We start from the raw sequence: 20,561 nt of genomic DNA, 5'->3' as shown, positions 1-20,561 counted from the left end.
GTCAACTCCGCCGCATCTTCGGATCGAGCGCGTCGCGCAATCCGTCGCCGGTGAGATTGATCGCGACGACGGTGATGAGAATGGCGAGGCCCGGAAAAGTGACGATCCAGGGGTTTGAGCGAATGAATTCCCTGGAATCGGCGAGCATCGAGCCCCATTCGGGGGTCGGGGGCTGCGCGCCAAGGCCGAGGAAGCCGAGCGCGGCCGCCTCAAGGATCGCGTCGGAGACGCCGAGCGCGGCTTGGACGATCAGCGGCGCCAGGCAATTGGGCAGGATGGTGATCATCATCAGCCTAAGCCATCCGACGCCGACGACCCGCGCCGCCGTCACATAATCCTTGTTCAGCTCGCCGAGCGCGGAGGCGCGCATCAGGCGGACGTAGCGGGGAAGATAGGCGATCGTCACCGCGACGATCGTATTGGTAAGACTCGGGCCCAGAATGGCGACGACAAGAATGGCGAGAACGAGGCTCGGTACCGCCATGATGAGGTCCATCACGCGCGTGATCGCGACGTCCGCCACCGCGCCCGACATGGCGCTGATCAAGCCGAGCGCGCCGCCAATCACGAAGGAGACGCTCATCACTGAAAGACCGATGAACAGCGAGACGCGCGCGCCATAGATGATGCGCGAAAGCATGTCGCGGCCCGCGCCGTCAGTGCCTAGAATATAGCGCCAGGACCCGCCCGCCTCCCAAACGGGAGGGGCCTTGACGGCGTCCCGAAACTGCTCGATCGGGGAATGCGGGGCGATGAAGCCCGCCAATAGCGCCATCGCGACCACAAGCGCGAGAAGCCAAAGGCCGAACACCGCGCCTTTGTTCTCACGAAACGCCGCCCAGAACGCCAGGGATGGCGAAGGCGGGGAAAGGATGATGGCGGCTGCGTCGTCTGGCGCCAGTGCGACTGTCGTGAGGTCAGCGCCCATGAAGAATCCTTGGATTGATGGCGCCGTAAAGCAGATCAACCATCACATTGACGAGGATCACCACAGTGGACACCAGCATCACCCCGCCTTGCAGGGCGGGATAGTCGCGTCGACTGATCGAATCGATGAGCCACTTGCCGACGCCTGGCCATGAAAAAATCGTCTCGGTCAAAACGGCGCCGGCAAGCAAAGCGGATGTCTGCAGTCCAATCACCGTAACCACAGGCAGAAGCGCGTTGCGCAAAGCATGCAGGCCGATGACGCGCAGCGGCGACAGGCCCTTCGCGCGCGCGGTGCGCACATAATCTTCGCTCAGCACTTCGAGCATCGACGAACGCGTCATGCGCGCGATCACCGCCAGCGGCACGGTGCCGAGCACGACCGCCGGCAGAACGAGATGATGAAGCGCGTCAAGAAACGCGCCGGGCTGATCGGACAAGAGCGCGTCGATCGTCATGAAACCGGTCACCGGTTCGAAGTAATATTGGATGAGATCGATGCGGCCGGAGACCGGCGTCAGGCCGAGATTGACGGCTACAAACATGATGAGCAGCAGACCCCACCAGAAGATCGGCATGGAATAGCCGATCGTCGCCAGACTCATCAGCGCCTGATCGAAATAGCTGCCGCGCCTCACCGCGGCGATCACGCCGGTCGGCAGGCCAATCAACAAGGCGAACATCAGGGCGAAGAACGACAATTCGAGCGTGGCGGGAAACAGCGTGAGAAATTCCGTCAACACCTTCTGTTGGGTGGAGAGCGAAGTTCCAAAATCGCCATGCAGCAATTGCCAGACATAGGAGAGGAACTGTTTCCAGACCGGCAGGTCGAGCCCTAGCTCATGCCGGAACATAGCCAAACGCTCAGGCGACATGCCGTGCTCGCCGACCCGCACCTCGACGGGATCGCCAGGCACCAGACGGATCGCGACGAAGGTCGCGAACATCAGCGCGACGAAGGTCGGGATCGTCAGAAGGATGCGGCGAAAGAAATACGCGAGCATGGGCGATTTCGAGAGCGCCGGTCTGTTCTCCTGTTCGGAGAACAGACCGGCGCAACGCCTTTACTGGATGTCGACGCCCTCGAAAGTATGTGTGCCGAGCGGGCTCTGCTTATAGCCCGTGACATTGGCGCGCATGGTCTCGAACACGGTCGAATGCGCGATCAGGAATTCGGGCGCTTCGTCATGCTCGATTTCCTGCATCCGCTCATAAAGCTTGGCGCGCCCAGCCTGGTCCGGAATCACGCGCGCCTTAACGAGGAGGTCATTGAACTCGGCATTGCACCATTTGGGGATGTTGTTGGAGGCTGGCTTGCCATCGGTGCAGCCGTCGAGGAAGAAGAAATTGTCGGGATCGCCGTTGTCGCCAGTCCAGCCGAGTTGCGCAGTAATATCTTCGCCGTTCTGCGCGCGCTTGCGATATTCGCCCCATTCATAAGTGACGAGCTTGGCGTTGACGCCGATCTTGGCCAGATCCGCCTGCATCATCTCACCGATGCGCTTGCCGTTAGGATTATAGGGGCGCTGCACCGGCATATACCAGAGATCGATGTCGAGCGGCGTCGTCACGCCCGCCGCCTTCAGCGCCGCCTTGGCCTTTTCGGGATCGTAGGGATAGTCGACGATCTTGTCGTTATAGGACCACATGGTGGAGGGGATCAGCGTCTTCGCTGGCTGGCCCGCGCCGAGATAGACGTCTTTGATAATCGCGTCTTTGTCGATCGCCATGGTCAGCGCCTGCCGGACTTCCTTCTTGTCGAAGGGCGGCTTGGTCGTATTGAAGGCCCAGAAGGCGATGTTGAGGCCCGAAGCGCTGATCACTTTCAGCGACGAATCCTTCTGCATTTCCGGAAGGTCGGCAGGTCGCGGATAGGCGTTAATGTGGCATTCGCCGGCCTTCAGCTTGGCGTAGCGCGCCGTGGCGTCGGGCGTGATCGCATAGACCAGATCGTCAACCAGCGGTTTCTCGCCCCAATAATCCTTGTTGGCTTTGAAGCGGATGACCGCGTCCTTCTGATAGGCGACGAAAGAGAAGGGGCCGGTGCCGACGGGCACCTGATCGAATTGTTCGGGCGTGCCTTTCTTCAGCAGGAAATCGGCATATTCCGCCGAGGCGATCGAGGCGAAATCCATCGCGAGATTGGCGAGGATCGCGACATTCGCCGTCTTCAGTTTCATGACGATCGTGTAATCGTCTTTCTTCTCGATCGTGTCGAGGAGCGAGGGCATATCCATGTCGTTAAAATAGTCATATTTGCCGCCCGAAATTTTGAAATAGGGGCTGTCCGGCTTCCACTGGCGGTTGAAGGAGAACAGCACGTCATCGGCGTTGAAGTCGCGCGTCGGTTTGAAATCCTTCACCGAATGAAATTTGACGCCTTTGCGTAGGTGAAAAACGATGGTCTTGCCGCCATCGCTGATATCCCAGCTTTCTGCGAGGCCGGGGCCGACGATCGTGGTGCCGCGTTTGAACTCGGTCAATCGGTTGTAAACCGGGCGGGCTGCGTCGAAGCTGGTGCCGGTGGTGTTGATCGCCGGCGTGAAATTCTCAGGACTTCCTTCCGAGCAATAGACCAAGGTCTTGGCCTCCACGGCCGTGGAGCCGAACAACAATGCGGCAAGGCCAAGGCCCGCGAACGTGATGGCTTTCATGCAACTCCCCTTTGATCGCGTAGCGCCGGAGCAAAGCCAAAGCCGCCGCCAAGGCGTTTGGCGATCAGGCGACAAGGGCTCGGTTGGCTTTCGCCATCGAAGCGCGTTTTTCTGATCTGCGCAATGCCTTTGAGAAGCGCGCGCGTTTGCCGAAGGGTCAGAGGCGGGTGATGAAGCCGCGCGCCTCAAGTTCGCCGATGACCTGGCTGGCGAGCGCATCCGGCGTCTCAAGCGCCGATTTGAGAACGATATCGGCGTTTTCAGGGGATTCGTAGGGCTGGTCGACGCCGGTAAAGTTTTTGATCTCTCCCGCCAGGGCGCGCTTGTAGAGCCCTTTAGGGTCGCGGGCGATCACGGTCGCCAGCGGCGCGTCGACGAATATTTCCAGGAATTCGCTTGGCGCCGCCAGGTCGCGCACCAAAGCGCGCTCCGCCCGAAACGGCGAGATAAACGAGCAGAGGACGATGAGGCCCGCGTCGGTCATGAGGCGCGCCACCTCTCCAACGCGGCGAATGTTCTCGACGCGGTCGACCGCTGTAAATCCCAGATCCTTGTTAAGCCCGTGGCGCACATTATCGCCATCGAGCATCAGCGTATGCGCGCCACGCGCGTGCAATTGCGCTTCGACCAGATTGGCGATGACGGACTTGCCCGCGCCGGAAAGCCCCGTGAACCAAAGAACCGCAGGGCGCTGATGTTTGAGCCGCGCGCGCGCCTCCCGGCTGACGCTCAAATCCTGGCGGTGGACATTGGTCGCGCGGCGTAGGCCATGGGCGATCATGCCCGCCGCCGCCGTTTCATTGGTGGAGCGGTCGATGAGAATGAACGCTCCGGTTTCGCGATTGTCCGCATAGGGATCGAAAGCGATCGGCATCGTCGTCGCCAGATTGCAAAAGCCCACTTCATTGAGCGACAGCGTTTTGCCCGCCAGTTTGTCGAGCGTGTTGACGTCGATCCTATGCCGCAGTTCGGTGACTGCCGCCGGCGTCGTCTTGGCGCCGATCTTCATGAGATAGGAGCGGCCCGGCAGCAGCGGCTCCTCGCTCATCCAGATGACATGGGCGGCGAATTGATCGGCGACTTCGGGTCTGTTGTCAGGGTGCGTCAGGACATCGCCGCGCGCGATATCGATCTCATCGGCGATCGCCAGCGTCACGGCTTCGCCCGCGCCCGCTTCTTCAGCGTCGCCATCGGCGGAAATGACGCGCGTGACTTTGCTGAGACGGCCGGAGGAAGCGACGACAATGTCATCGCCCGCTTTAACCTGACCGCTGGCGATCGTGCCGGCAAAGCCGCGAAAGTCTAGATGCGGCCGATTGACCCATTGCACGGGAAAACGGAACGGCGCGAGACGGCGGTCCTCGTCGACCTGGATCCGCTCGAGATGATGGAGCAAATGGGGGCCCTCGAACCAGGGCGTCCTTTCGCTGCGCGCCGAGACATTGTCGCCGAACCGCGCCGAGATCGGAATCGGCGCGATCGAACGGAATCCGAGGGGCTTGGCGAATTCCATAAAGCTCGCGGCGATAGCGCGAAACGTCGATTCATCGAAATCGACGAGGTCGATCTTGTTGATCGCCAGCACGACATGGCGAATGCCGAGCAGGGACACGATATAGGAATGGCGGAAGGTCTGCGTCAGCAGGCCCTTGCGCGCATCGACCAGGATGACGGCGAGATCGGCGTTGGACGCGCCCGTCGCCATATTGCGCGTGTATTGTTCGTGGCCGGGCGTGTCGGCGACAACGAAGGACCGCGCCGGGGTCGCGAAATAACGATAAGCGACATCGATGGTGATTCCCTGCTCGCGCTCGGCCTCGAGACCGTCGACGAGCAAGGCGAAATCGATGTCCTCGCCGGTCGTGCCATGCTTCTTCGAATCGCGTTTCAAGGCGGAAAGCTGATCGTCGAAGATCAATTGCTGCTCGAAGAGCAGGCGGCCAATCAGCGTCGATTTGCCGTCGTCGACCGAACCGCAGGTGAGCAGACGAAGGGTCGGTAACGCCGCCGGGCGCAAATCTTCGGCCATCAGAAATATCCCTCGCGCTTTTTCTTCTCCATCGAGCCCGTTTCGTCCTGGTCGATGAGGCGCCCCTGGCGCTCGGAGGTCGTCGAAGCGCGCATTTCATCAATCACTTCGTCGAGGGTCTCGGCATCCGACTCTATAGCGCCGGTCAGGGGATAGCAGCCGAGCGTGCGGAAGCGGACGCGGCGCATTTGTGGCTTTTCGCCCGGTAAGAGAGGAAAGCGGTCGTCATCGACCATGATCAGCGTCCCGTCGCGCTCGACGACGGGGCGCTCCTTGGCGAAATAGAGCGGCACCACGGGAATCTGCTCCGCCCGCACATATTCCCAAACGTCGAGCTCGGTCCAGTTGGAGAGCGGAAAGACGCGCATCGATTCTCCAGCGCGGATGCGCGTATTGAACAGGCGCCAAAGCTCGGGCCGCTGGTTGCGCGGGTCCCAGGCGTGAGCGGCCGAACGGTGCGAGAAAATCCGCTCCTTGGCGCGGCTCTTTTCCTCGTCGCGCCTGGCGCCGCCGAACGCCGCGTCGAATTTCCCCGTATCGAGCGCCTGGCGCAGTCCTTCGGTCTTCATGACCTGGGTATGCAGGGCGGACCCCGACGCGACAGGCGAAATGCCCCGCGCGACGCCGTCCTGATTGACGTGAACGATCAGGTTCAAGCCAAGGCGTTTGGCTGTCGCGTCGCGAAACCCGATCATTTCGCGAAACTTCCAGGTCGTGTCGACATGCAGGAACGGGAACGGTGGCGGGGCGGGATGGAAGGCTTTGAGCGCGACATGCAGCATCGCGCTGGAATCCTTGCCGATCGAATATAGCATAACTGGAGCGCTAAATTCGGCAACTACCTCACGCATGATGTGAATTGCCTCCGATTCGAGGCGACGCAGGTGAGGCGGCAAACTTGCGGACATGAGGGATGAGCTCGATGATGGAGAGCGCGCTACATATAGTCGACAGGAAGACTATGCAACAACGCGTAAACTCCAGCGCGGCGGCGCCCGCCGATTGCATGGCGCCCTAAGCCCGTCCTAGAACTCGGCCGACCATCTTTTCGTCAGCAGCGCCGGGGACATTTTGGCAGCGCGATCCGCGATACCGGGTTTTCGGGACACCATCTTTGCGCCTGCCAGCGGCGTTGGGCGCGCGGCGATCAGCGTCATTCGTCTCTCTGGATCGGCCTGCGATAATGCCCTCCGGGCGCTGATCCGGGGGCCATTGCCCGCCGAACGTGTCGTCTCTTTGAAAACCTTGCGCCATCCCGTGACCGACGAAGAACTGGACCGCGCCCTTGTCATCCGCTTTGCAGCGCCGCGCTCCTATACTGGCGAGGACATGGCCGAACTCCATGTCACGGGCGGCCGCGCTGTTCTGGCCGGGGTGATCGAAGCCCTCGCGCTTCTTGCGGACATGCGCCCCGCCGATCCCGGCGAATTCGCGCTGCGCGCCTTTGAAAACGGCAAGCTTGACCTCTCCCAGGTCGAAGGACTGGCCGATCTCGTCGACGCCCAGACGCAAGCGCAACGGCGTCAAGCGTTGCGGATCGCCGGGGGCGCCTTGACCCGCGAATCGGAGGCGATACGTGCGCTGATCGTCGAGGCGACGGCGCAAATCGAAGCGCAGATCGACTTTTCCGACCAGGAAGATGTCGACGTCTTGGGGATCCATCATGTCCGCGATCTTGTCGACGAGGCTGCCGCAAGGATCGGGCGGACGCTCGCCTCGGCGCAATCGGGCGAACGTCTGCGCGACGGGTTCAATGTCGTTATCGCCGGACCGCCCAATGTAGGGAAATCGACGCTGATGAACGCGATCGCGCGTCGCGATGTGTCGATTGTATCGGCAACGCCCGGGACGACACGCGACCCGATCGAGATCCAGCTCGATTTGCGCGGATTTCCGGTCAATCTGGTCGATACTGCAGGGATCAGGGACACTGAGGATCCGATCGAGAAAGAGGGCGTTTTACGGGCGCGCCGTCGCGCCGATGAGGCCGACCTGACGCTCTGGTTGACCGAAGGCGGGCGCGCTGAGGCCCCCTTTCCCAAGGAGGATGGACGTCCGGTTCTGCAGGTTCGAACAAAAATCGACCTCGGCGAGGCCGAATCTCCATCCGGTTCGATCGCTGTTTCCGCTAAAACGGGGCAGGGGATCGATCGGCTGCTTGACGCGGTCGCCGATGTCGCGGAAGAGCTTCTGTCGGGACAAGGCCCGGCGCTGATCGCTTTGACTCGGCATCGGCTGGCGTTCGAAGAGGCGCTGGCCCATCTTGAGCGCTTACGCGCTCCGCAAAACGCGGCGCTCGAATTCATCGCCGAAGACCTGCGCCTGGCCGCGCGCGCGCTAGAGCGGATCGCCGGGCGCATTGATGTCGAAGAAGTGCTAGGCGCTATTTTTTCGCGGCTTTGTATTGGCAAGTGACGACGACGGGCCTATTTGGCGCGTTCGCGACAGTTGATGCGCGACCTGCCCGCGGGTAATGCGGGCCGGAAGAGGAACATGACCGGTTTCGATGTGATTGTCATTGGCGGAGGGCACGCGGGCTGCGAAGCAGCGGCGGCCGCCGCACGCATGGGCGCCGCGACCGCGCTCGTGACGCAGCGTTTCGAGACGGTCGGCGCGATGTCGTGCAATCCAGCCATCGGCGGCCTTGGCAAGGGCCATCTTGTGCGCGAGATCGACGCGCTCGACGGTCTGATGGGCGTGGCGGCCGACTCGGCAGGCATACAGTTTCGCGTGCTCAATCGGCGGAAGGGTCCCGCCGTACAGGGGCCGCGCGCCCAGATCGATCGCAAGCTTTATCGGCAGGCGATGCAGGGGCTGATCCAGAAAACGCCGAGCCTGACGGTGATCGAAGCCGAAGCCAAGCGCTTTTTCGCACCGGGCGGTAGGATTTCTTCGCTTGAACTGGCCGACGGACGCGTCCTCGAATGCCGCGCGCTCGTGATAACGACCGGCACCTTTCTGCGCGGGATCATCCATCTCGGCGACCAGAGGACGCCGGCCGGGCGCGTCGGCGATGCGCCTTCCGTCGATCTGGCCCTCTGCATGGATCAGGCGGGCTTCACGCTGGGCCGCCTCAAGACCGGGACGCCGCCGCGCCTCGACGGGACGAGCATCGACTGGTCGGCGCTCGAAGTGCAGCCGGGCGACGATCCGCCCGAGCCCTTTTCCATGCTGACCGCCGCGATTGCGACCCCGCAAGTCCCCTGCCATATCACGCGAACGACGGAATCCGGGCACGCCATCGTGCGCGACAATGCGCATCGGACCGCCGTCTATTCCGGCGCCATTTCCGGGCGCGGCCCACGCTATTGTCCCTCGATCGAAGATAAGGTCATCCGCTTTCCCGACCGCGACAGCCATCAGATTTTTCTGGAGCCGGAGGGGCTCGACGATCCCACCATTTACCCCAACGGCATTTCGACCTCCCTGCCCGCCGACGTCCAATTGGCGTTCCTGCAGACGATTCCAGGCCTCGAAAAGGCGCGCATCCTGCGGCCGGGCTACGCCATCGAATATGACTACGTCGATCCCCGAGAGCTCGAATTGACGCTGGAGACGCGGCGCGTCCGGGGGCTATTCCTGGCGGGGCAGATCAACGGCACAACCGGCTACGAAGAAGCCGGCGCGCAAGGCCTTGTCGCCGGGCTGAACGCGGCAAAATCGGCCGGGGGCGGGGAGGCCTGCGTATTCGACCGCGCTGAATCCTATCTCGGCGTGATGATCGACGATCTGACGACCAAGGGCGTCACCGAGCCTTATCGCATCTTCACCTCGCGCGCCGAATACCGCTTGTCGCTGCGCGCCGATAATGCGGATGAGCGGCTGACGAACAAGGGCGTCGATCTTGGTTGCGTCGGCGCCGATCGCGCCGCCCGTTATCAGGCCAAGGCCAAGAGCTTGCGCGAGGCGCGCGCGCGCATGACCGCTTGCGTCGCGACGCCATCCAAGCTGCGCGAATATGGATTGATTGTGAATCAGGACGGCGCGCGCCGCAGCGCCTTCGAGCTTGCGGCGCAGCCGGAATTCACGCTTGTCGAACTGGCCAAGGTTTGGCCGGAACTTGGGTTGTTCGAGCCTCATATCGCCGCCCGGCTGGAGGCCGACGCCAAATATTCCGTCTATCTCGACCGGCAGGACGAAGACGTCGCGCGCTTCCGCCGCAGCGAGTCGGTCGCGATCCCCGCCGATCTCGATTATGCCGGCATATCAGGCCTTTCCAACGAGTTGCGGCAGAAATTCCTGACGGTAAAGCCGAGCAATATCGGCCAGGCCGGGCGCATCGAGGGCATGACGCCGGCCGCGCTCGCCTTGGTGACGGCGCATGCGCGCCGAACCCGTCCGTTTAAGGCAGGTGGGGCGCGAAACTAAACCGGCCCGCAAATCTCTGATAACGTTCGATTCGCGGGAGTAAACTGGACGCTGGCGGGGCAATCCATCTCCTACCGGATCAGTCCCAGCACATCCTTCACCGCGTCCATATTCGGCCGTGCGATCGCCCGCGCCTTCTCTGCGCCCTCGGCCAGCACGCTGTCTACATAGGCATCGTCGCCGTTCAGCCGAATGATTTCAGCGCGGATCGGTCCGAGCTTGGCGACGGTCAGGTCGGCGAGCGCGTTCTTGAAACCTGAGAACTGGCTTCCCGCGAAACGGCTCAGAACATCGGCTTTGGTCTCGTCGCCAAGCGCGGCGAATATGCCCACGAGATTGTCCGCTTCGGGGCGTCCGGCAAGACCGCCGACCTCGCCCGGCAGTGGCTCGGCGTCGGTCTTGGCCTTGCGGATTTTCTGGACGATCGTGTCGGCATCGTCGGTCAAGGCGATATGGGCGTATTCCGACGGGTCCGACTTCGACATTTTCTTTGTGCCGTCGCGCAGACTCATAACGCGCGTCGCCGGGCCCTGGATCAACGGTTCGGGCAGTGGAAAGAAAGCGTCGCCATGGCCATGGGCGGCAATCGAAGCGTCGAAATCGTTGTTGAATTTTTGCGCGATGTCGCGGGCGAGCTCCAGATGCTGCTTCTGGTCGTCGCCAACAGGCACATGGGTCGCGCGATAGACGAGAATGTCGGCCGCCATCAGGACGGGGTAATTGTAGAGCCCGACCGAAGCGTTCTCGCGATCCTTGCCCGCCTTTTCCTTGAACTGGGTCATGCGGTTGAGCCAGCCGAGGCGCGCGACGCAATCCAGCGCCCAAGCGAGTTCCGCATGTTCGGAAACCCGGCTCTGATTGAAGACGATGTTCTTTTTGGCGTCGATGCCGCAGGCCAGAAAGGCCGCAGTCACGGCGCGGGTGTTTTGGCGCAATTGCTCAGGATCATGCGGCATCGTCATCGCGTGCAGATCGACGACGCAATAGAGACAAGAATGAGTCGCCTGCATCTCGACGAAACGCTTGAGCGCGCCGAGATAATTGCCAAGGTGCAGGTTGCCGGTCGGCTGCACGCCAGAAAAAACCAGCTCCGGGAATTGCGCCATATCGCCTCTGAATCCTCTATAAAGCGGAGCCGCCTTATCGCAACGCGCGCTTTATGACGCAAGCTTGGCGTTCGCGCCCGGTCTTTGAAATCTCCACCCGTTAAAGAATGAACCGGCTAAGATCGGCGTTCTTGGCGAGGTCGCCGACATTTTTCTCGATGAACGCGGCGTCGATCGCGATCGTTTCGCCCGCCCGGTCGGGTGCCGAAAAACTCACTTCGTCGAGCACGCGCTCCATCACGGTTTGCAGGCGCCGCGCGCCGATATTTTCGACCGTCCCATTCACCAACGCCGCGACGCGCGCCAGAGCGCTGATCGCATCGTCGGTGAAGGCGAGTTCGACGCCCTCGGTGCGCATCAACGCGACATATTGCTTGATCAGGCTCGCTTCCGTCTCCGTCAGAATGCGCTTGAAATCGTCCTCGGTAAGCGACGCCAATTCGACCCTGATCGGCAGTCGCCCTTGCAATTCCGGCAGCAGGTCGGACGGCCTTGAGACGTGGAAAGCGCCAGAGGCGATGAACAAAATATGATCCGTCTTGACCGAGCCGTGCTTGGTCGAGACGGTCGTCCCCTCGATCAGCGGCAAGAGGTCGCGCTGAACGCCCTCGCGCGACACATCGGCGCCGCCGCGTCCCTCGCGCGAGCAGATCTTGTCGATCTCGTCGAGAAACACGATGCCGTTATTTTCGACCTCCAGGATCGCCTCGCGGACGATCTGATCCTGGTCGAGTAATTTATCGGCCTCGGCGAGGAGCAATGGTTCATGCGCGTCCCGCACGCTGGTGCGGCGAAGCTTGGGTTTTTGCCCGAAACCCTTGCCGAAAATGTCACCGATCGATATCGCGCCGACTGAGGCGCCAGGCATGTTGGGCAGTTCGAACATCGGCATGTTCGGGCTGGCCTGCGTGAGCTCGATTTCGATCTCCTTGTCGTCGAGCTCCCCGGCGCGCAGCTTTTTGCGAAAGGCGTCGCGCGTCGTGGCGGACGCATTGACGCCGACCAAAGCGTCGACGACGCGTTCCTCGGCCGCAAGCTGCGCCTTCGCCTCAATGTCCTTGCGTTTCTTATCCTTGACCAGCGCGATGCCGATCTCGAGGAGATCGCGAATGATCTGTTCGACATCACGTCCGACATAGCCGACTTCGGTGAATTTGGTCGCCTCGACCTTCAGAAACGGCGCGCCGGCGAGTTTGGCGAGGCGGCGCGATATTTCGGTCTTGCCGCAGCCGGTCGGGCCGATCATCAGAATATTTTTCGGCATGACTTCTTCGCGCATCGGCGGTTGCAATTTGAGACGTCGCCAGCGGTTCCGCAGGGCTATCGCGACGGCGCGCTTGGCGTCGTGCTGCCCGACGATAAAACGGTCAAGTTCGGAAACGATCTCGCGCGGCGAGAATTCAGTCATGGGACGCTTAACTTTCGGATCAAAGGCTTTCGATGACGAGATTGGTGTTGGTGTAGACGCAGATTTCGGCGGCGATCTTCATCGACCGGCGCACGATCGTTTCGGCGTCGAGGTCGGTCGCCAAAAGCGCCCGCGCCGCCGCCAGCGCGTAATTGCCGCCAGAACCGATGCCCATCACCGACCCGTTCTCGTCGCCCTCGGGCTCGAGCACATCGCCGGTCCCCGTCAGGATGAAGCCGGCCGATTTGTCGGCGACCAGCATCATCGCCTCCAGGCGCCGGAGATAGCGGTCGGTCCGCCAATCCTTGGCGAGCTCGACGCAGGCTCTGGCCAATTGCCCCTGATATTGCTCAAGCTTGGCCTCCAACCGCTCGAAAAGGGTGAAAGCGTCGGCCGTGGCCCCCGCGAATCCGGCGATGACGTCGCCCTTGGCGAGCCGGCGCACCTTGCGGGCGTTGCCCTTGACGATCGTTTGGCCGAGGCTGACCTGACCGTCGCCGCCGATAACAGTTTTGCCGCCTTTACGGACCATCAGAATGGTCGTCGCGTGCCAGCCGGGGCCGCGCTCGGCCGCTTGATCGTTCATATCGCTTCCTGAACCATAGGCTTCTCGCGCGCGCTGCCCTCTTGGCGCGGCGACCCGATCTATGGGGCGCGGCGCGACAAAGCAAGGGCGGCGCGCGCCTCGTCCGGTTAACCCCATTGCCCGCTTTGGCCGGCGCGGGTGGTCAATTGGCGCGCATATTGCTATCAACCGGCGCGATCCGGGCCGGACCGACCCTTTTTAAGAGACAAAACGATGCGCAGCGCCACGATCACGCGCAAGACCAAAGAGACCGAAATTTCGGTGAGCGTGCGCCTCGACGGCGCCGGAATCGCTGATGTCGAGACGGGCGTCGGCTTTTTCGACCATATGCTCGACCAGATCGCGCGTCATTCTCTCATTGATCTGACCGTCCGCGCCAAGGGCGATTTGCACATCGACGACCACCATACGGTCGAAGATGTCGGCATCGCTTTGGGTCAGGCGCTGGCCAAGGCGCTCGGCGACAAGCGCGGCATCGTTCGCTACGCCGATTGTTTGCTGCCGATGGACGAGGCGCTGACGCGCGTCGCGCTGGACATATCGGCGCGCCCTTTTCTGGTGTTCAATGTTGGTTTCCCAACCGAGAAGATTGGCGCCTTCGATACGCAACTCGTTCGCGAATTCTTTCAGGCGGTCGCGATCCATGCGGGCCTGACCCTCCATATCGAGACGCTTTATGGCGCCAACAGCCATCACATCGCCGAATCCTGCTTCAAGGGCGTCGCCAGGGCGCTCGGCGCCGCGGTCGCGATCGATGCGCGCCAGGCCGAGCGCGTGCCCTCGACCAAGGGCGCGCTCTGACATTGCTCAATTTGCGTCTCTCTGACGCTGGCTTTTGGTGACAAATGGCGATCTACAGCGTGCATATTCCCGTCGGCGGCGCCGATCCGGCTGCCGTGGCCGAGCGCGCCGCATTCCTGCGCGAAGGCTTTTCGCGGCCGGCCTTTTTGTTCGGGCCTTTCTGGCTGCTTGCGCGCGGGCTATGGCGCCCGCTTGGCGTCTGGTGCCTTGCCGCCGTTCTTGTCGGTTTTGCGATTTCCTATGGCTTGCTGCGGGATTCGGCGGCAACCTGGCTATATCTTGTGAGCTGCGTCTTTCTTGGACTTGAGGGAAAAAGCTTCGTCGGCGCCGCGATGGAGCGCCGCGGCCTCGGGCTCGTCGATATTGTCGCTGGCCCCGATCTGATCGCCGCGGAGCGCGCGTTTTTCTCCCGCTGGCTCGCGATCGACGGCGCGCCGGTTGCGACGCCCGCGGCCGCCCGGGCGCACGCCCCTGTCGCCGACGCGGCGCATGTCATCGGACTCTTCCCGGAAGCGGGAGGCTGAGGTGAGGGTCGCCATTGTCGATTACGGGTCGGGCAATCTGCACTCGGCTCACAAGGCCTTTGAGCGCGCCGCGCGCGAAGCAGGGCTGGAGCGCGACGTCGCGGTCACCTCGCGTCCCGAGATCGTGGCCGCTGCCGATCACATCGTGCTGCCGGGCGTCGGCGCCTTCGCCGATTGCCGGCGCGGCCTCGACGGGGTCGCCGGCATGGTCGAGGCGCTTGAGGAATCGGTGCGCGGCCGCGGCCGGCCGTTCCTTGGCATCTGCGTCGGCATGCAATTGATGGCCGCGCGCGGTCTGGAATATGAGGTCACGAAAGGCTTGGGATGGATCCCGGGCGATGTCGCGGCGATCCAGAGCAATGATCCCGCGCTGAAAATACCCCATATGGGCTGGAATAATTTGCTGCAGCGCCGTCCGCACCCTGTGCTGGCGGGCATAGAGACCGGCGAGAGCGGCCTGCATGCCTATTTCGTGCATTCGTTCCAGCTTTTTCCCGCCGTCGCTGACGATGTCGTGGCGACCGCCGACTATGGTGGCCCGATAAGTGCAATCATCGGCCGCGACAACATGGTTGGCGTGCAATTCCACCCCGAGAAGAGCCAGAAACTGGGCCTGGCGCTGATCTCGAATTTTTTGAAATGGCGTCCGTGATTATTTTTCCGGCAATCGACCTCAAGAACGGCGAATGCGTGCGCCTGGTGCGCGGCGACATGGCGCAGGCGACCGTCTTCAATGACGATCCGGCCGCGCAGGCGCGTCTGTTCGAGAATCATGGCTTCGACCATCTGCATGTCGTCGATCTTGACGGCGCTTTCGCCGGCAAACCGATGAACGCGCAGGCGGTGGAGAAAATTCTCGGCGCCGTGAAAATGTCCGTTCAGCTCGGCGGCGGCATCCGCGATATGAAAACGGTGAGCGGCTGGCTCGACAAAGGCGTCGCGCGCGCCATCATTGGCACCGCCGCGGTGCGCGATCCCGAATTTGTGCGCGAGGCCGCGCGCCTCTACCCCGGGCGCATCGCGGTCGGCATTGACGCTCGCGATGGCCGCGTCGCCGTCGACGGCTGGGCCAAGACCTCGGATGTCTCGGCCTTGGAGTTGGGTCGCCGCTTTGAGGACGCCGGCGTCGCCGCGATCATTTATACCGATATCGCGCGCGACGGCGTTCTGAAGGGGCTCAATATCGAAGCGACATTGGCTCTGGCGGAGGCCGTTTCGATCCCCGTCATCGCCTCGGGCGGCCTTGCTTCGATCGACGATGTCCGGCGTCTGCTCGCTCCCGATTGTGCGCGCCTCGCCGGCGCCATCGCCGGCCGCGCGCTCTACGACGGAAGGCTCAACCCCGCAGAGGCCTTCGCGATGATCGAAGCGGCGAGAAGCGCCCATGCTTAAGGCGCGCGTCATTCCCTGCCTCGACGTCAAAGACGGGCGCGTCGTCAAGGGCGTCAATTTCGTCGATCTGCGCGACGCCGGCGATCCCGTGCAATGCGCGATCGCCTATGATGCGGCCGGGGCGGACGAACTCTGCTTTCTCGACATTACCGCTAGTCATGAAAACCGCTCGACCCTGCTCGATGTCGTGCAGCGCACGGCGGAAGCCTGTTTCATGCCGCTGACGGTCGGCGGCGGCGTGCGCGCGACGGAAGACATCCGCAAGCTGCTGCTGGCCGGCGCCGATAAGGTGGCGATCAATACGGCGGCGGTGAATGACCGGGCCTTCGTTAAAGCCGCTGCCGAAAAATTCGGCAGCCAGTGCATCGTCGTCGCGATCGACGCCAAGAAGGTCGGCGAGGCGCGCTGGGAAATCTTCACCCATGGCGGGCGCCGTGCGACCGGCATCGACGCCATCGCCTTCGCGCGCGAGGTCGTCGCTCTGGGCGCGGGCGAAATCCTGCTAACCTCGATGGACCGCGACGGCGCCAAGACCGGATTTGACCTCGCGCTCACCAGCGCCGTCGCCGGCGCCGTGAGCGTCCCCGTCATCGCTTCGGGCGGGGTCGGTAATCTCGACGATCTCGTCGATGGCGTGCGCATCGGCCACGCCAACGCCGTGCTGGCGGCCTCAATCTTCCATTTCGGCGAATATACGGTCCGGCAGGCCAAACAGCATATGGCGGCGGCGGGCCTGCCGATGCGCATGGATTGAGGCGGCGCCAATCCCGTAAGCTTTTGACTCCGGCAGGTTAATCGCGATGATGGCCGCGACTGTTAAATCTTTCGCGAGTTCTTAAACTATCCGTCTCAATCTGCTTGTAGTCCGCACGTTCGAACGATGAAAAGACCTTCGTGAATAAGCCCCTTTTGCAGCCCTTGTCTCCCTCGGCGCCCGATCCCGCCGCGCTCTTGCATGCGAAATTTGGCGCGATCAATGCGTGGGTGTTCGACCTCGACAATACACTTTATCCCTCCGACAGCGATCTGTGGCCCAAGATCGACGAGCGCATCACTCTCTTTCTGATGAACCGTTTCGGTCTCGACGGCTTGTCGGCGCGCGCGTTGCAGAAATATTATTACCAGCGCCACGGCACCACGCTGCGCGGCTTAATCGACGAAGACTTCGCCGATCCCACGGAGTTTCTCGCCTTCGTTCACGACATCGACCGTTCGAGCCTTGCCGCCAACCCCGCGCTGGCCAGGGAAATCGCCGCCTTGCCCGGCCGCAAGTTCATCTTCACCAATGGGTCGCGCGATCATGCCTTGCGGACGGCGGCGCGGCTCGGCCTTGAAGGCGCGTTCGAAGATGTGTTCGACATTGTCGCGGGCCATATGGTCCCCAAACCCGCCGCTGCCGCCTATCGCGCCTTTTTCGACCGATATGGGCTTGATTCCAGGCGCGCGGCGATGTTCGAGGACATCGCCAAGAACCTCGCCGTGCCGCGCGCGCTGGGCATGACGACGACCCTTGTCGTCGCCAGGGCTGGTCAGGCCGATTTTCGCGAAGCGCATGACCGCGCGATTGAAGACGCGCGCGCCATCGATTTTACGGCGAGCGATCTGGCGGGGTTTCTGGCCGAGGTGAATGCGGGGTTGCGCGCGGGGTGAAGGGCGGCTGCCCTTCGGGGACCACGCCGCCGAGACGCCGTCAAGCGCTGCGCGCTCCTCCGCTTACGCTTCGGTCCTTCGGGATGACTGCGTCTCGTCGACGCGGCGTTTTGCCTCCATGTCTCTTTGGTGACCAACGAGGCCATCGGCCGCTCTTGGTCACCAAAGAGACATGTTGGGCAACGAGCCAGCGCTGCGGTCGCCAAACAGGACGCCCTTCTACCGCGCTCCCTCGCGCTTATCCGCCAGCGCGACCGCCAGCGTGATCGCCAGACAAAATGTCGCCGCCAGCGAGCGGAACGAGCCAAAATCACTCTCGGCGATCTCGAAGCGCACATCGGCCAGTCCCGCCAGCGGGCTAAGCGGGCTGTCGGTGATCACGACGATCGGCGTCGCGCGCGCCCGCGCTTTCTGGGTGAGATCGATGGTGAAGGGCGTATAGGGTGCAAAGCTGATCGCGATCAGCGCGTCTTTCGGCGTCGCATTGGCCATCTGCTCGGCGCCGAGGCTGCCGACATTGTCGACGAGCACCGCGCGCACGCTGAGCTGAGCGAGCGCGTAGGACAGATAATGCGACACCGAAAACGCGCGCCGCTGGCCGACGAGATAAATCGTCTCGGCTCCGCTGAGCAGTTCGGTCGCCCGGTCGAGATCGGCCCGCGCGATGGTCTCGCGCAGGCGCGTCAGCGACGCCGAGGCCGAATCGGCAAAGCCGGCGAGCAAATGGGTCGGATCGCCGCTATCTCTGGCGCTCGCGTGCAGCGCCTTCATGCGTTCGGGGTAGTCGGGCCAGCGATCGCGCAGGTGTGAACGGAAAATCGCCTGCAGCTCCGAAAAACCGCCAAAGCCGATGGCCTGGGCGAAGCGCACCAGCGTCGAAGCTTGCACTTCCGCGCGCGCCGCGATGCTGGACGCCGTGCCCAGCGCCATCTCCTGCGGATTGTCGAGCGCGAATGCGGCGACCTGCTGCAGGCGCTTGGGCAGATCGGGCTTGATCTGAATGAGCCGGTTTTTCAGCGCGTCGAAATCGCTTGGGGCGTTCATCGGCGGCCTCTCGGTTCTTTCGAGCCGATATCGTCGACGTCATGGCCGGGCTTGTCCCGGCCATCTACGCGGCGCCCGAGCAAATAACTTTCGAGATTCGCGCGGGTGGCTCGGCGTGGATGGCCGGGACAAGCCCGGCCATGACGGGAGGACGCCTCTCTTTGTCTGCAGCATCCGCACATGATTGTCCCGCTTCCTTCCCGATGCCGCACTTGACTCCCGCCGCCATAAACAGAATGAAAGTTCCAAATCTGCGTGTCCAGAGAATATTTCGTTCAGAGAGGGTCTCATGGCTTCGATCGGCGTCGGCCTCATCGGCACCGGCTATATGGGCAAATGCCATGCTTTGGCCTGGACCGGCGTCAAGCCGGTGTTCGGCGACACGCCCGACGTCCGTCTCGCCTCGCTCTGCGAGGTGACGGACGGCCTCGCGCAAAAACGCGCCGGCGAATTCGGCTTCGCCAAAGCGACGAGCGATTGGCGCGCCTTGATCGCCGATCCCGCCGTCGATGTCGTCTCGATCACCACGCCAAACCAGTTTCACGCCGAAATGGCGATCGCCGCGCTGCAAGCCGGCAAACATGTCTGGTGCGAAAAGCCGATGGCGCCCAAACTCGCCGACGCCCAGCGCATGGCCGAGGCGGCGCGCCGCTCGGGCAAAGTCGCGATCCTTGGCTATAATTACGTCCAGAGCCCCGCCGTCCGTTATATCCGCAGCCTGCTCGACGAGGATGCGATCGGCGCGGTCAATCACATCCGCGTCGAAATGGACGAGGATTATCTCGCCGATTCCGACGCGCCCCATTCCTGGCGCAGCGAGGCTTCAGCCGGCTATGGCGCGCTCGATGATTTCGCCGTCCATCCGCTGAGCCTGATCGCGACCCTGCTCGGGCGCCCGACCAGCGTGTTCGGCGAAATGTCCAAGCCCTATGCCGACCGGCCGCATCAGGGCGGCCGCCGCGCGGTGGAAACCTCCGATATCGCGACCGCTTTGCTGCGCCTGCCCGGCGGAATCGCCGGCGCCATTCATGTCAACCGCTGCGCCTGGGGCCGCAAGGGGCGCCTGCTGATTCAGATTTTCGGCTCGCGCGGCATGATCGTGTTCGACCAGGAGCGCTTCAACGAAGTCCAGGTCTATGTCGCCGAAGGGCGCCCCGCCGACCAGGGTTTTCGCACCATCCTGATGGGGCCGGCGCATCAGCCTTATGGACGATTCATCGTCGCTCCCGGCCACCAGATGGGCTTCAACGACCTCAAGATCATCGAATGCCGCGCGCTGCTGGCCCGGATCGCGGGCGAGGCGGCGGTAGCGGTGGATTTCGACGAGGGGCTCGCGATCGAGCGGGCGGTGCATGCGATCGCGGAGGCGAGCCGCAAGGGGGCGTGGGTGGAGGTATAGCCCCGATTCTTCACTAACCGACCACGCCGCTGGTTAGGCTTGTCATCGCATGCGGATATACAATGTGTATTCGTTCCCGCAGGAGGGAAGGGAGTCGCGCGCAGTCAGACGAAAACGGCCAAAATGCGCCGACGCGCACCGTTCGGGCAACCCCTTGACTCAACCCGAAGAATGGCTCGAATTTGGCAGTGGTCAACCTGGGGGTGCACCATGATCCGTATCTTTTCGACACTCGCATTTCTCGTCTTCGCAACGGCGGCCACCGCCGATTCCCTGACGCTCGCCTCGAAATACAAGGCCGTGGGGACGAATCCTGACGGCTCGGAATATAGCGGCACGGCAACCGTTCAGATCATTTCCGACACGACATTCGCCATCCAATGGCAGATCGCCGGCGTCGCCTATAAAGGCTTCGGCATGCGCCGCGACGACGCGCTCGCGGCCACCTATACGATCGATGGCGAGCCGGGGCTTGTGATCTACAAGGTCGATGGCAATGGGCTGAACGGGCTCTGGGCGATCCGGGGACGCAGCGGCAACGGCACGGAGCGCCTGACGCCGAACGACTGAGGCCGCCGAGCGCAACGCCCCCTTCTCCCGATTCTCGCTACGGCATTCACACGAGTGATTCCCATTAGGGTCGATGTGTGATTCAAGCGCCTTTTGTTGCGGG

The 20,561-nt window shown here is 62.7% G+C and carries 20 protein-coding genes; 10 read left to right on the top strand and 10 right to left on the bottom strand.

Annotated features, from left to right (window positions below; all coding sequences use genetic code 11):
• Position 1: 1 nt before the first annotated feature.
• From GSQ90_RS16420 to GSQ90_RS32705, 6 genes are all read right to left on the bottom strand, one after another.
• Positions 2-928, bottom strand: a complete 927-nt coding sequence (locus GSQ90_RS16420) for an ABC transporter permease subunit (protein WP_158815939.1) — start codon at positions 926-928, stop codon at positions 2-4.
• The gene (locus tag GSQ90_RS16415; RefSeq protein WP_158815938.1) at positions 918-1,931 is read right to left on the bottom strand and encodes an ABC transporter permease subunit; all 1,014 of its coding nucleotides are present in this window, start codon (positions 1,929-1,931) and stop codon (positions 918-920) included. Before GSQ90_RS16415 ends, GSQ90_RS16420 begins: the two co-directional genes overlap by 11 nt.
• Positions 1,932-1,991: 60 nt before the next feature.
• Positions 1,992-3,581, bottom strand: coding sequence for an ABC transporter substrate-binding protein (locus GSQ90_RS16410; protein WP_158815937.1), 1,590 nt, complete (start codon positions 3,579-3,581; stop codon positions 1,992-1,994).
• A 157-nt stretch (positions 3,582-3,738) separates the two neighbouring features.
• On the bottom strand, positions 3,739-5,610 hold the full coding sequence (gene cysN / locus GSQ90_RS16405; RefSeq protein WP_158815936.1) for a sulfate adenylyltransferase subunit CysN: 1,872 nt from the start codon (positions 5,608-5,610) through the stop codon (positions 3,739-3,741).
• Positions 5,610-6,518, bottom strand: coding sequence for a sulfate adenylyltransferase subunit CysD (cysD, locus tag GSQ90_RS16400; RefSeq protein WP_158815935.1), 909 nt, complete (start codon positions 6,516-6,518; stop codon positions 5,610-5,612). Before cysD ends, cysN begins: the two co-directional genes overlap by 1 nt.
• A gap of 117 nt (positions 6,519-6,635) precedes the next feature.
• On the bottom strand, positions 6,636-6,767 hold the full coding sequence (locus GSQ90_RS32705) for a hypothetical protein (RefSeq protein ID WP_256366614.1): 132 nt from the start codon (positions 6,765-6,767) through the stop codon (positions 6,636-6,638).
• On the opposite strand from GSQ90_RS32705, the gene mnmE reads away from it, so the two are divergent.
• Both mnmE and mnmG read left to right on the top strand, forming a co-directional pair.
• Positions 6,721-8,025 (top strand): tRNA uridine-5-carboxymethylaminomethyl(34) synthesis GTPase MnmE, encoded by a 1,305-nt coding sequence (gene mnmE / locus GSQ90_RS16395; protein ID WP_246731642.1) that lies wholly within the window; start codon positions 6,721-6,723, stop codon positions 8,023-8,025. The two genes, GSQ90_RS32705 and mnmE, sit on opposite strands and share 47 nt — an antisense overlap.
• Positions 8,026-8,103: 78 nt before the next feature.
• On the top strand, positions 8,104-9,978 hold the full coding sequence (gene mnmG / locus GSQ90_RS16390) for a tRNA uridine-5-carboxymethylaminomethyl(34) synthesis enzyme MnmG (RefSeq protein WP_158815934.1): 1,875 nt from the start codon (positions 8,104-8,106) through the stop codon (positions 9,976-9,978).
• 71 nt (positions 9,979-10,049) lie between these two features.
• Here mnmG and trpS read toward each other — a convergent pair whose 3' ends face one another.
• From trpS to hslV, 3 genes are all read right to left on the bottom strand, one after another.
• Positions 10,050-11,084 (bottom strand): tryptophan--tRNA ligase, encoded by a 1,035-nt coding sequence (trpS, locus tag GSQ90_RS16385; protein ID WP_158815933.1) that lies wholly within the window; start codon positions 11,082-11,084, stop codon positions 10,050-10,052.
• A gap of 100 nt (positions 11,085-11,184) precedes the next feature.
• Positions 11,185-12,492, bottom strand: a complete 1,308-nt coding sequence (hslU, locus tag GSQ90_RS16380; protein WP_158815932.1) for an ATP-dependent protease ATPase subunit HslU — start codon at positions 12,490-12,492, stop codon at positions 11,185-11,187.
• Positions 12,493-12,511: 19 nt separating this feature from the next.
• On the bottom strand, positions 12,512-13,078 hold the full coding sequence (gene hslV, locus GSQ90_RS16375) for an ATP-dependent protease subunit HslV (protein WP_158815931.1): 567 nt from the start codon (positions 13,076-13,078) through the stop codon (positions 12,512-12,514).
• A 213-nt stretch (positions 13,079-13,291) separates the two neighbouring features.
• Between hslV and hisB the strand changes: the two genes are divergently transcribed.
• The 6 genes from hisB (at position 13,292) to GSQ90_RS16345 (ending at position 17,445) form a co-directional block, all read left to right on the top strand.
• Positions 13,292-13,879, top strand: coding sequence for an imidazoleglycerol-phosphate dehydratase HisB (gene hisB, locus GSQ90_RS16370; protein ID WP_158815930.1), 588 nt, complete (start codon positions 13,292-13,294; stop codon positions 13,877-13,879).
• A gap of 44 nt (positions 13,880-13,923) precedes the next feature.
• Positions 13,924-14,403, top strand: coding sequence for a DUF2628 domain-containing protein (locus GSQ90_RS16365; RefSeq protein WP_158815929.1), 480 nt, complete (start codon positions 13,924-13,926; stop codon positions 14,401-14,403).
• On the top strand, positions 14,369-15,055 hold the full coding sequence (gene hisH / locus GSQ90_RS16360) for an imidazole glycerol phosphate synthase subunit HisH (protein ID WP_158815928.1): 687 nt from the start codon (positions 14,369-14,371) through the stop codon (positions 15,053-15,055). Before GSQ90_RS16365 ends, hisH begins: the two co-directional genes overlap by 35 nt.
• Entirely contained in the window at positions 15,043-15,795 is a 753-nt protein-coding gene (hisA, locus tag GSQ90_RS16355; protein WP_158815927.1) for a 1-(5-phosphoribosyl)-5-[(5-phosphoribosylamino)methylideneamino]imidazole-4-carboxamide isomerase, read from the top strand. The genes hisH and hisA overlap by 13 nt, the downstream gene beginning before the upstream one ends.
• Positions 15,788-16,549, top strand: a complete 762-nt coding sequence (gene hisF / locus GSQ90_RS16350) for an imidazole glycerol phosphate synthase subunit HisF (protein WP_158815926.1) — start codon at positions 15,788-15,790, stop codon at positions 16,547-16,549. The genes hisA and hisF overlap by 8 nt, the downstream gene beginning before the upstream one ends.
• A 140-nt stretch (positions 16,550-16,689) precedes the next feature.
• On the top strand, positions 16,690-17,445 hold the full coding sequence (locus tag GSQ90_RS16345; protein WP_371418389.1) for a pyrimidine 5'-nucleotidase: 756 nt from the start codon (positions 16,690-16,692) through the stop codon (positions 17,443-17,445).
• Positions 17,446-17,664: 219 nt separating this feature from the next.
• Here the strand turns inward: GSQ90_RS16345 and GSQ90_RS16340 are convergent, their stop codons facing one another.
• Positions 17,665-18,489: a MurR/RpiR family transcriptional regulator gene (locus GSQ90_RS16340; RefSeq protein ID WP_158815925.1), complete on the bottom strand. Its 825-nt coding sequence runs from the start codon at positions 18,487-18,489 to the stop codon at positions 17,665-17,667.
• A gap of 289 nt (positions 18,490-18,778) precedes the next feature.
• Here GSQ90_RS16340 and GSQ90_RS16335 point away from each other — a divergent pair, with 289 nt between their 5' ends.
• Complete coding sequence (locus GSQ90_RS16335) at positions 18,779-19,888, top strand: Gfo/Idh/MocA family protein (RefSeq protein WP_158815924.1); 1,110 nt, start codon at positions 18,779-18,781, stop codon at positions 19,886-19,888.
• Positions 19,889-20,098: 210 nt separating this feature from the next.
• Positions 20,099-20,458: a hypothetical protein gene (locus tag GSQ90_RS16330; RefSeq protein WP_158815923.1), complete on the top strand. Its 360-nt coding sequence runs from the start codon at positions 20,099-20,101 to the stop codon at positions 20,456-20,458.
• The last annotated feature ends 103 nt before the right edge of the window (positions 20,459-20,561 follow it).

The organism is Methylocapsa sp. S129 (assembly GCF_009765995.1).
In the GTDB taxonomy this organism is placed as follows: domain Bacteria; phylum Pseudomonadota; class Alphaproteobacteria; order Rhizobiales; family Beijerinckiaceae; genus Roseiarcus.
This window is presented reverse-complemented; position numbering and strand designations above follow the sequence as displayed.

Coding starts and splice junctions, on each gene's coding strand:
- hslV (WP_158815931.1), bottom strand. CDS start 13,078: ATGAACGATCAAGCGGCCGAGCGCGGCCCCGGCTGGCACGCGACGACC.
- hisH (WP_158815928.1), top strand. CDS start 14,369: ATGTCATCGGACTCTTCCCGGAAGCGGGAGGCTGAGGTGAGGGTCGCC.
- cysN (WP_158815936.1), bottom strand. CDS start 5,610: ATGGCCGAAGATTTGCGCCCGGCGGCGTTACCGACCCTTCGTCTGCTC.
- GSQ90_RS32705 (WP_256366614.1), bottom strand. CDS start 6,767: ATGACGCTGATCGCCGCGCGCCCAACGCCGCTGGCAGGCGCAAAGATG.
- hslU (WP_158815932.1), bottom strand. CDS start 12,492: ATGACTGAATTCTCGCCGCGCGAGATCGTTTCCGAACTTGACCGTTTT.
- hisB (WP_158815930.1), top strand. CDS start 13,292: ATGCGCAGCGCCACGATCACGCGCAAGACCAAAGAGACCGAAATTTCG.
- GSQ90_RS16330 (WP_158815923.1), top strand. CDS start 20,099: ATGATCCGTATCTTTTCGACACTCGCATTTCTCGTCTTCGCAACGGCG.
- GSQ90_RS16415 (WP_158815938.1), bottom strand. CDS start 1,931: ATGCTCGCGTATTTCTTTCGCCGCATCCTTCTGACGATCCCGACCTTC.
- GSQ90_RS16340 (WP_158815925.1), bottom strand. CDS start 18,489: ATGAACGCCCCAAGCGATTTCGACGCGCTGAAAAACCGGCTCATTCAG.
- mnmG (WP_158815934.1), top strand. CDS start 8,104: ATGACCGGTTTCGATGTGATTGTCATTGGCGGAGGGCACGCGGGCTGC.
- GSQ90_RS16365 (WP_158815929.1), top strand. CDS start 13,924: ATGGCGATCTACAGCGTGCATATTCCCGTCGGCGGCGCCGATCCGGCT.
- hisA (WP_158815927.1), top strand. CDS start 15,043: ATGGCGTCCGTGATTATTTTTCCGGCAATCGACCTCAAGAACGGCGAA.
- trpS (WP_158815933.1), bottom strand. CDS start 11,084: ATGGCGCAATTCCCGGAGCTGGTTTTTTCTGGCGTGCAGCCGACCGGC.
- GSQ90_RS16335 (WP_158815924.1), top strand. CDS start 18,779: ATGGCTTCGATCGGCGTCGGCCTCATCGGCACCGGCTATATGGGCAAA.
- cysD (WP_158815935.1), bottom strand. CDS start 6,518: ATGTCCGCAAGTTTGCCGCCTCACCTGCGTCGCCTCGAATCGGAGGCA.
- hisF (WP_158815926.1), top strand. CDS start 15,788: ATGCTTAAGGCGCGCGTCATTCCCTGCCTCGACGTCAAAGACGGGCGC.
- GSQ90_RS16410 (WP_158815937.1), bottom strand. CDS start 3,581: ATGAAAGCCATCACGTTCGCGGGCCTTGGCCTTGCCGCATTGTTGTTC.
- GSQ90_RS16420 (WP_158815939.1), bottom strand. CDS start 928: ATGGGCGCTGACCTCACGACAGTCGCACTGGCGCCAGACGACGCAGCC.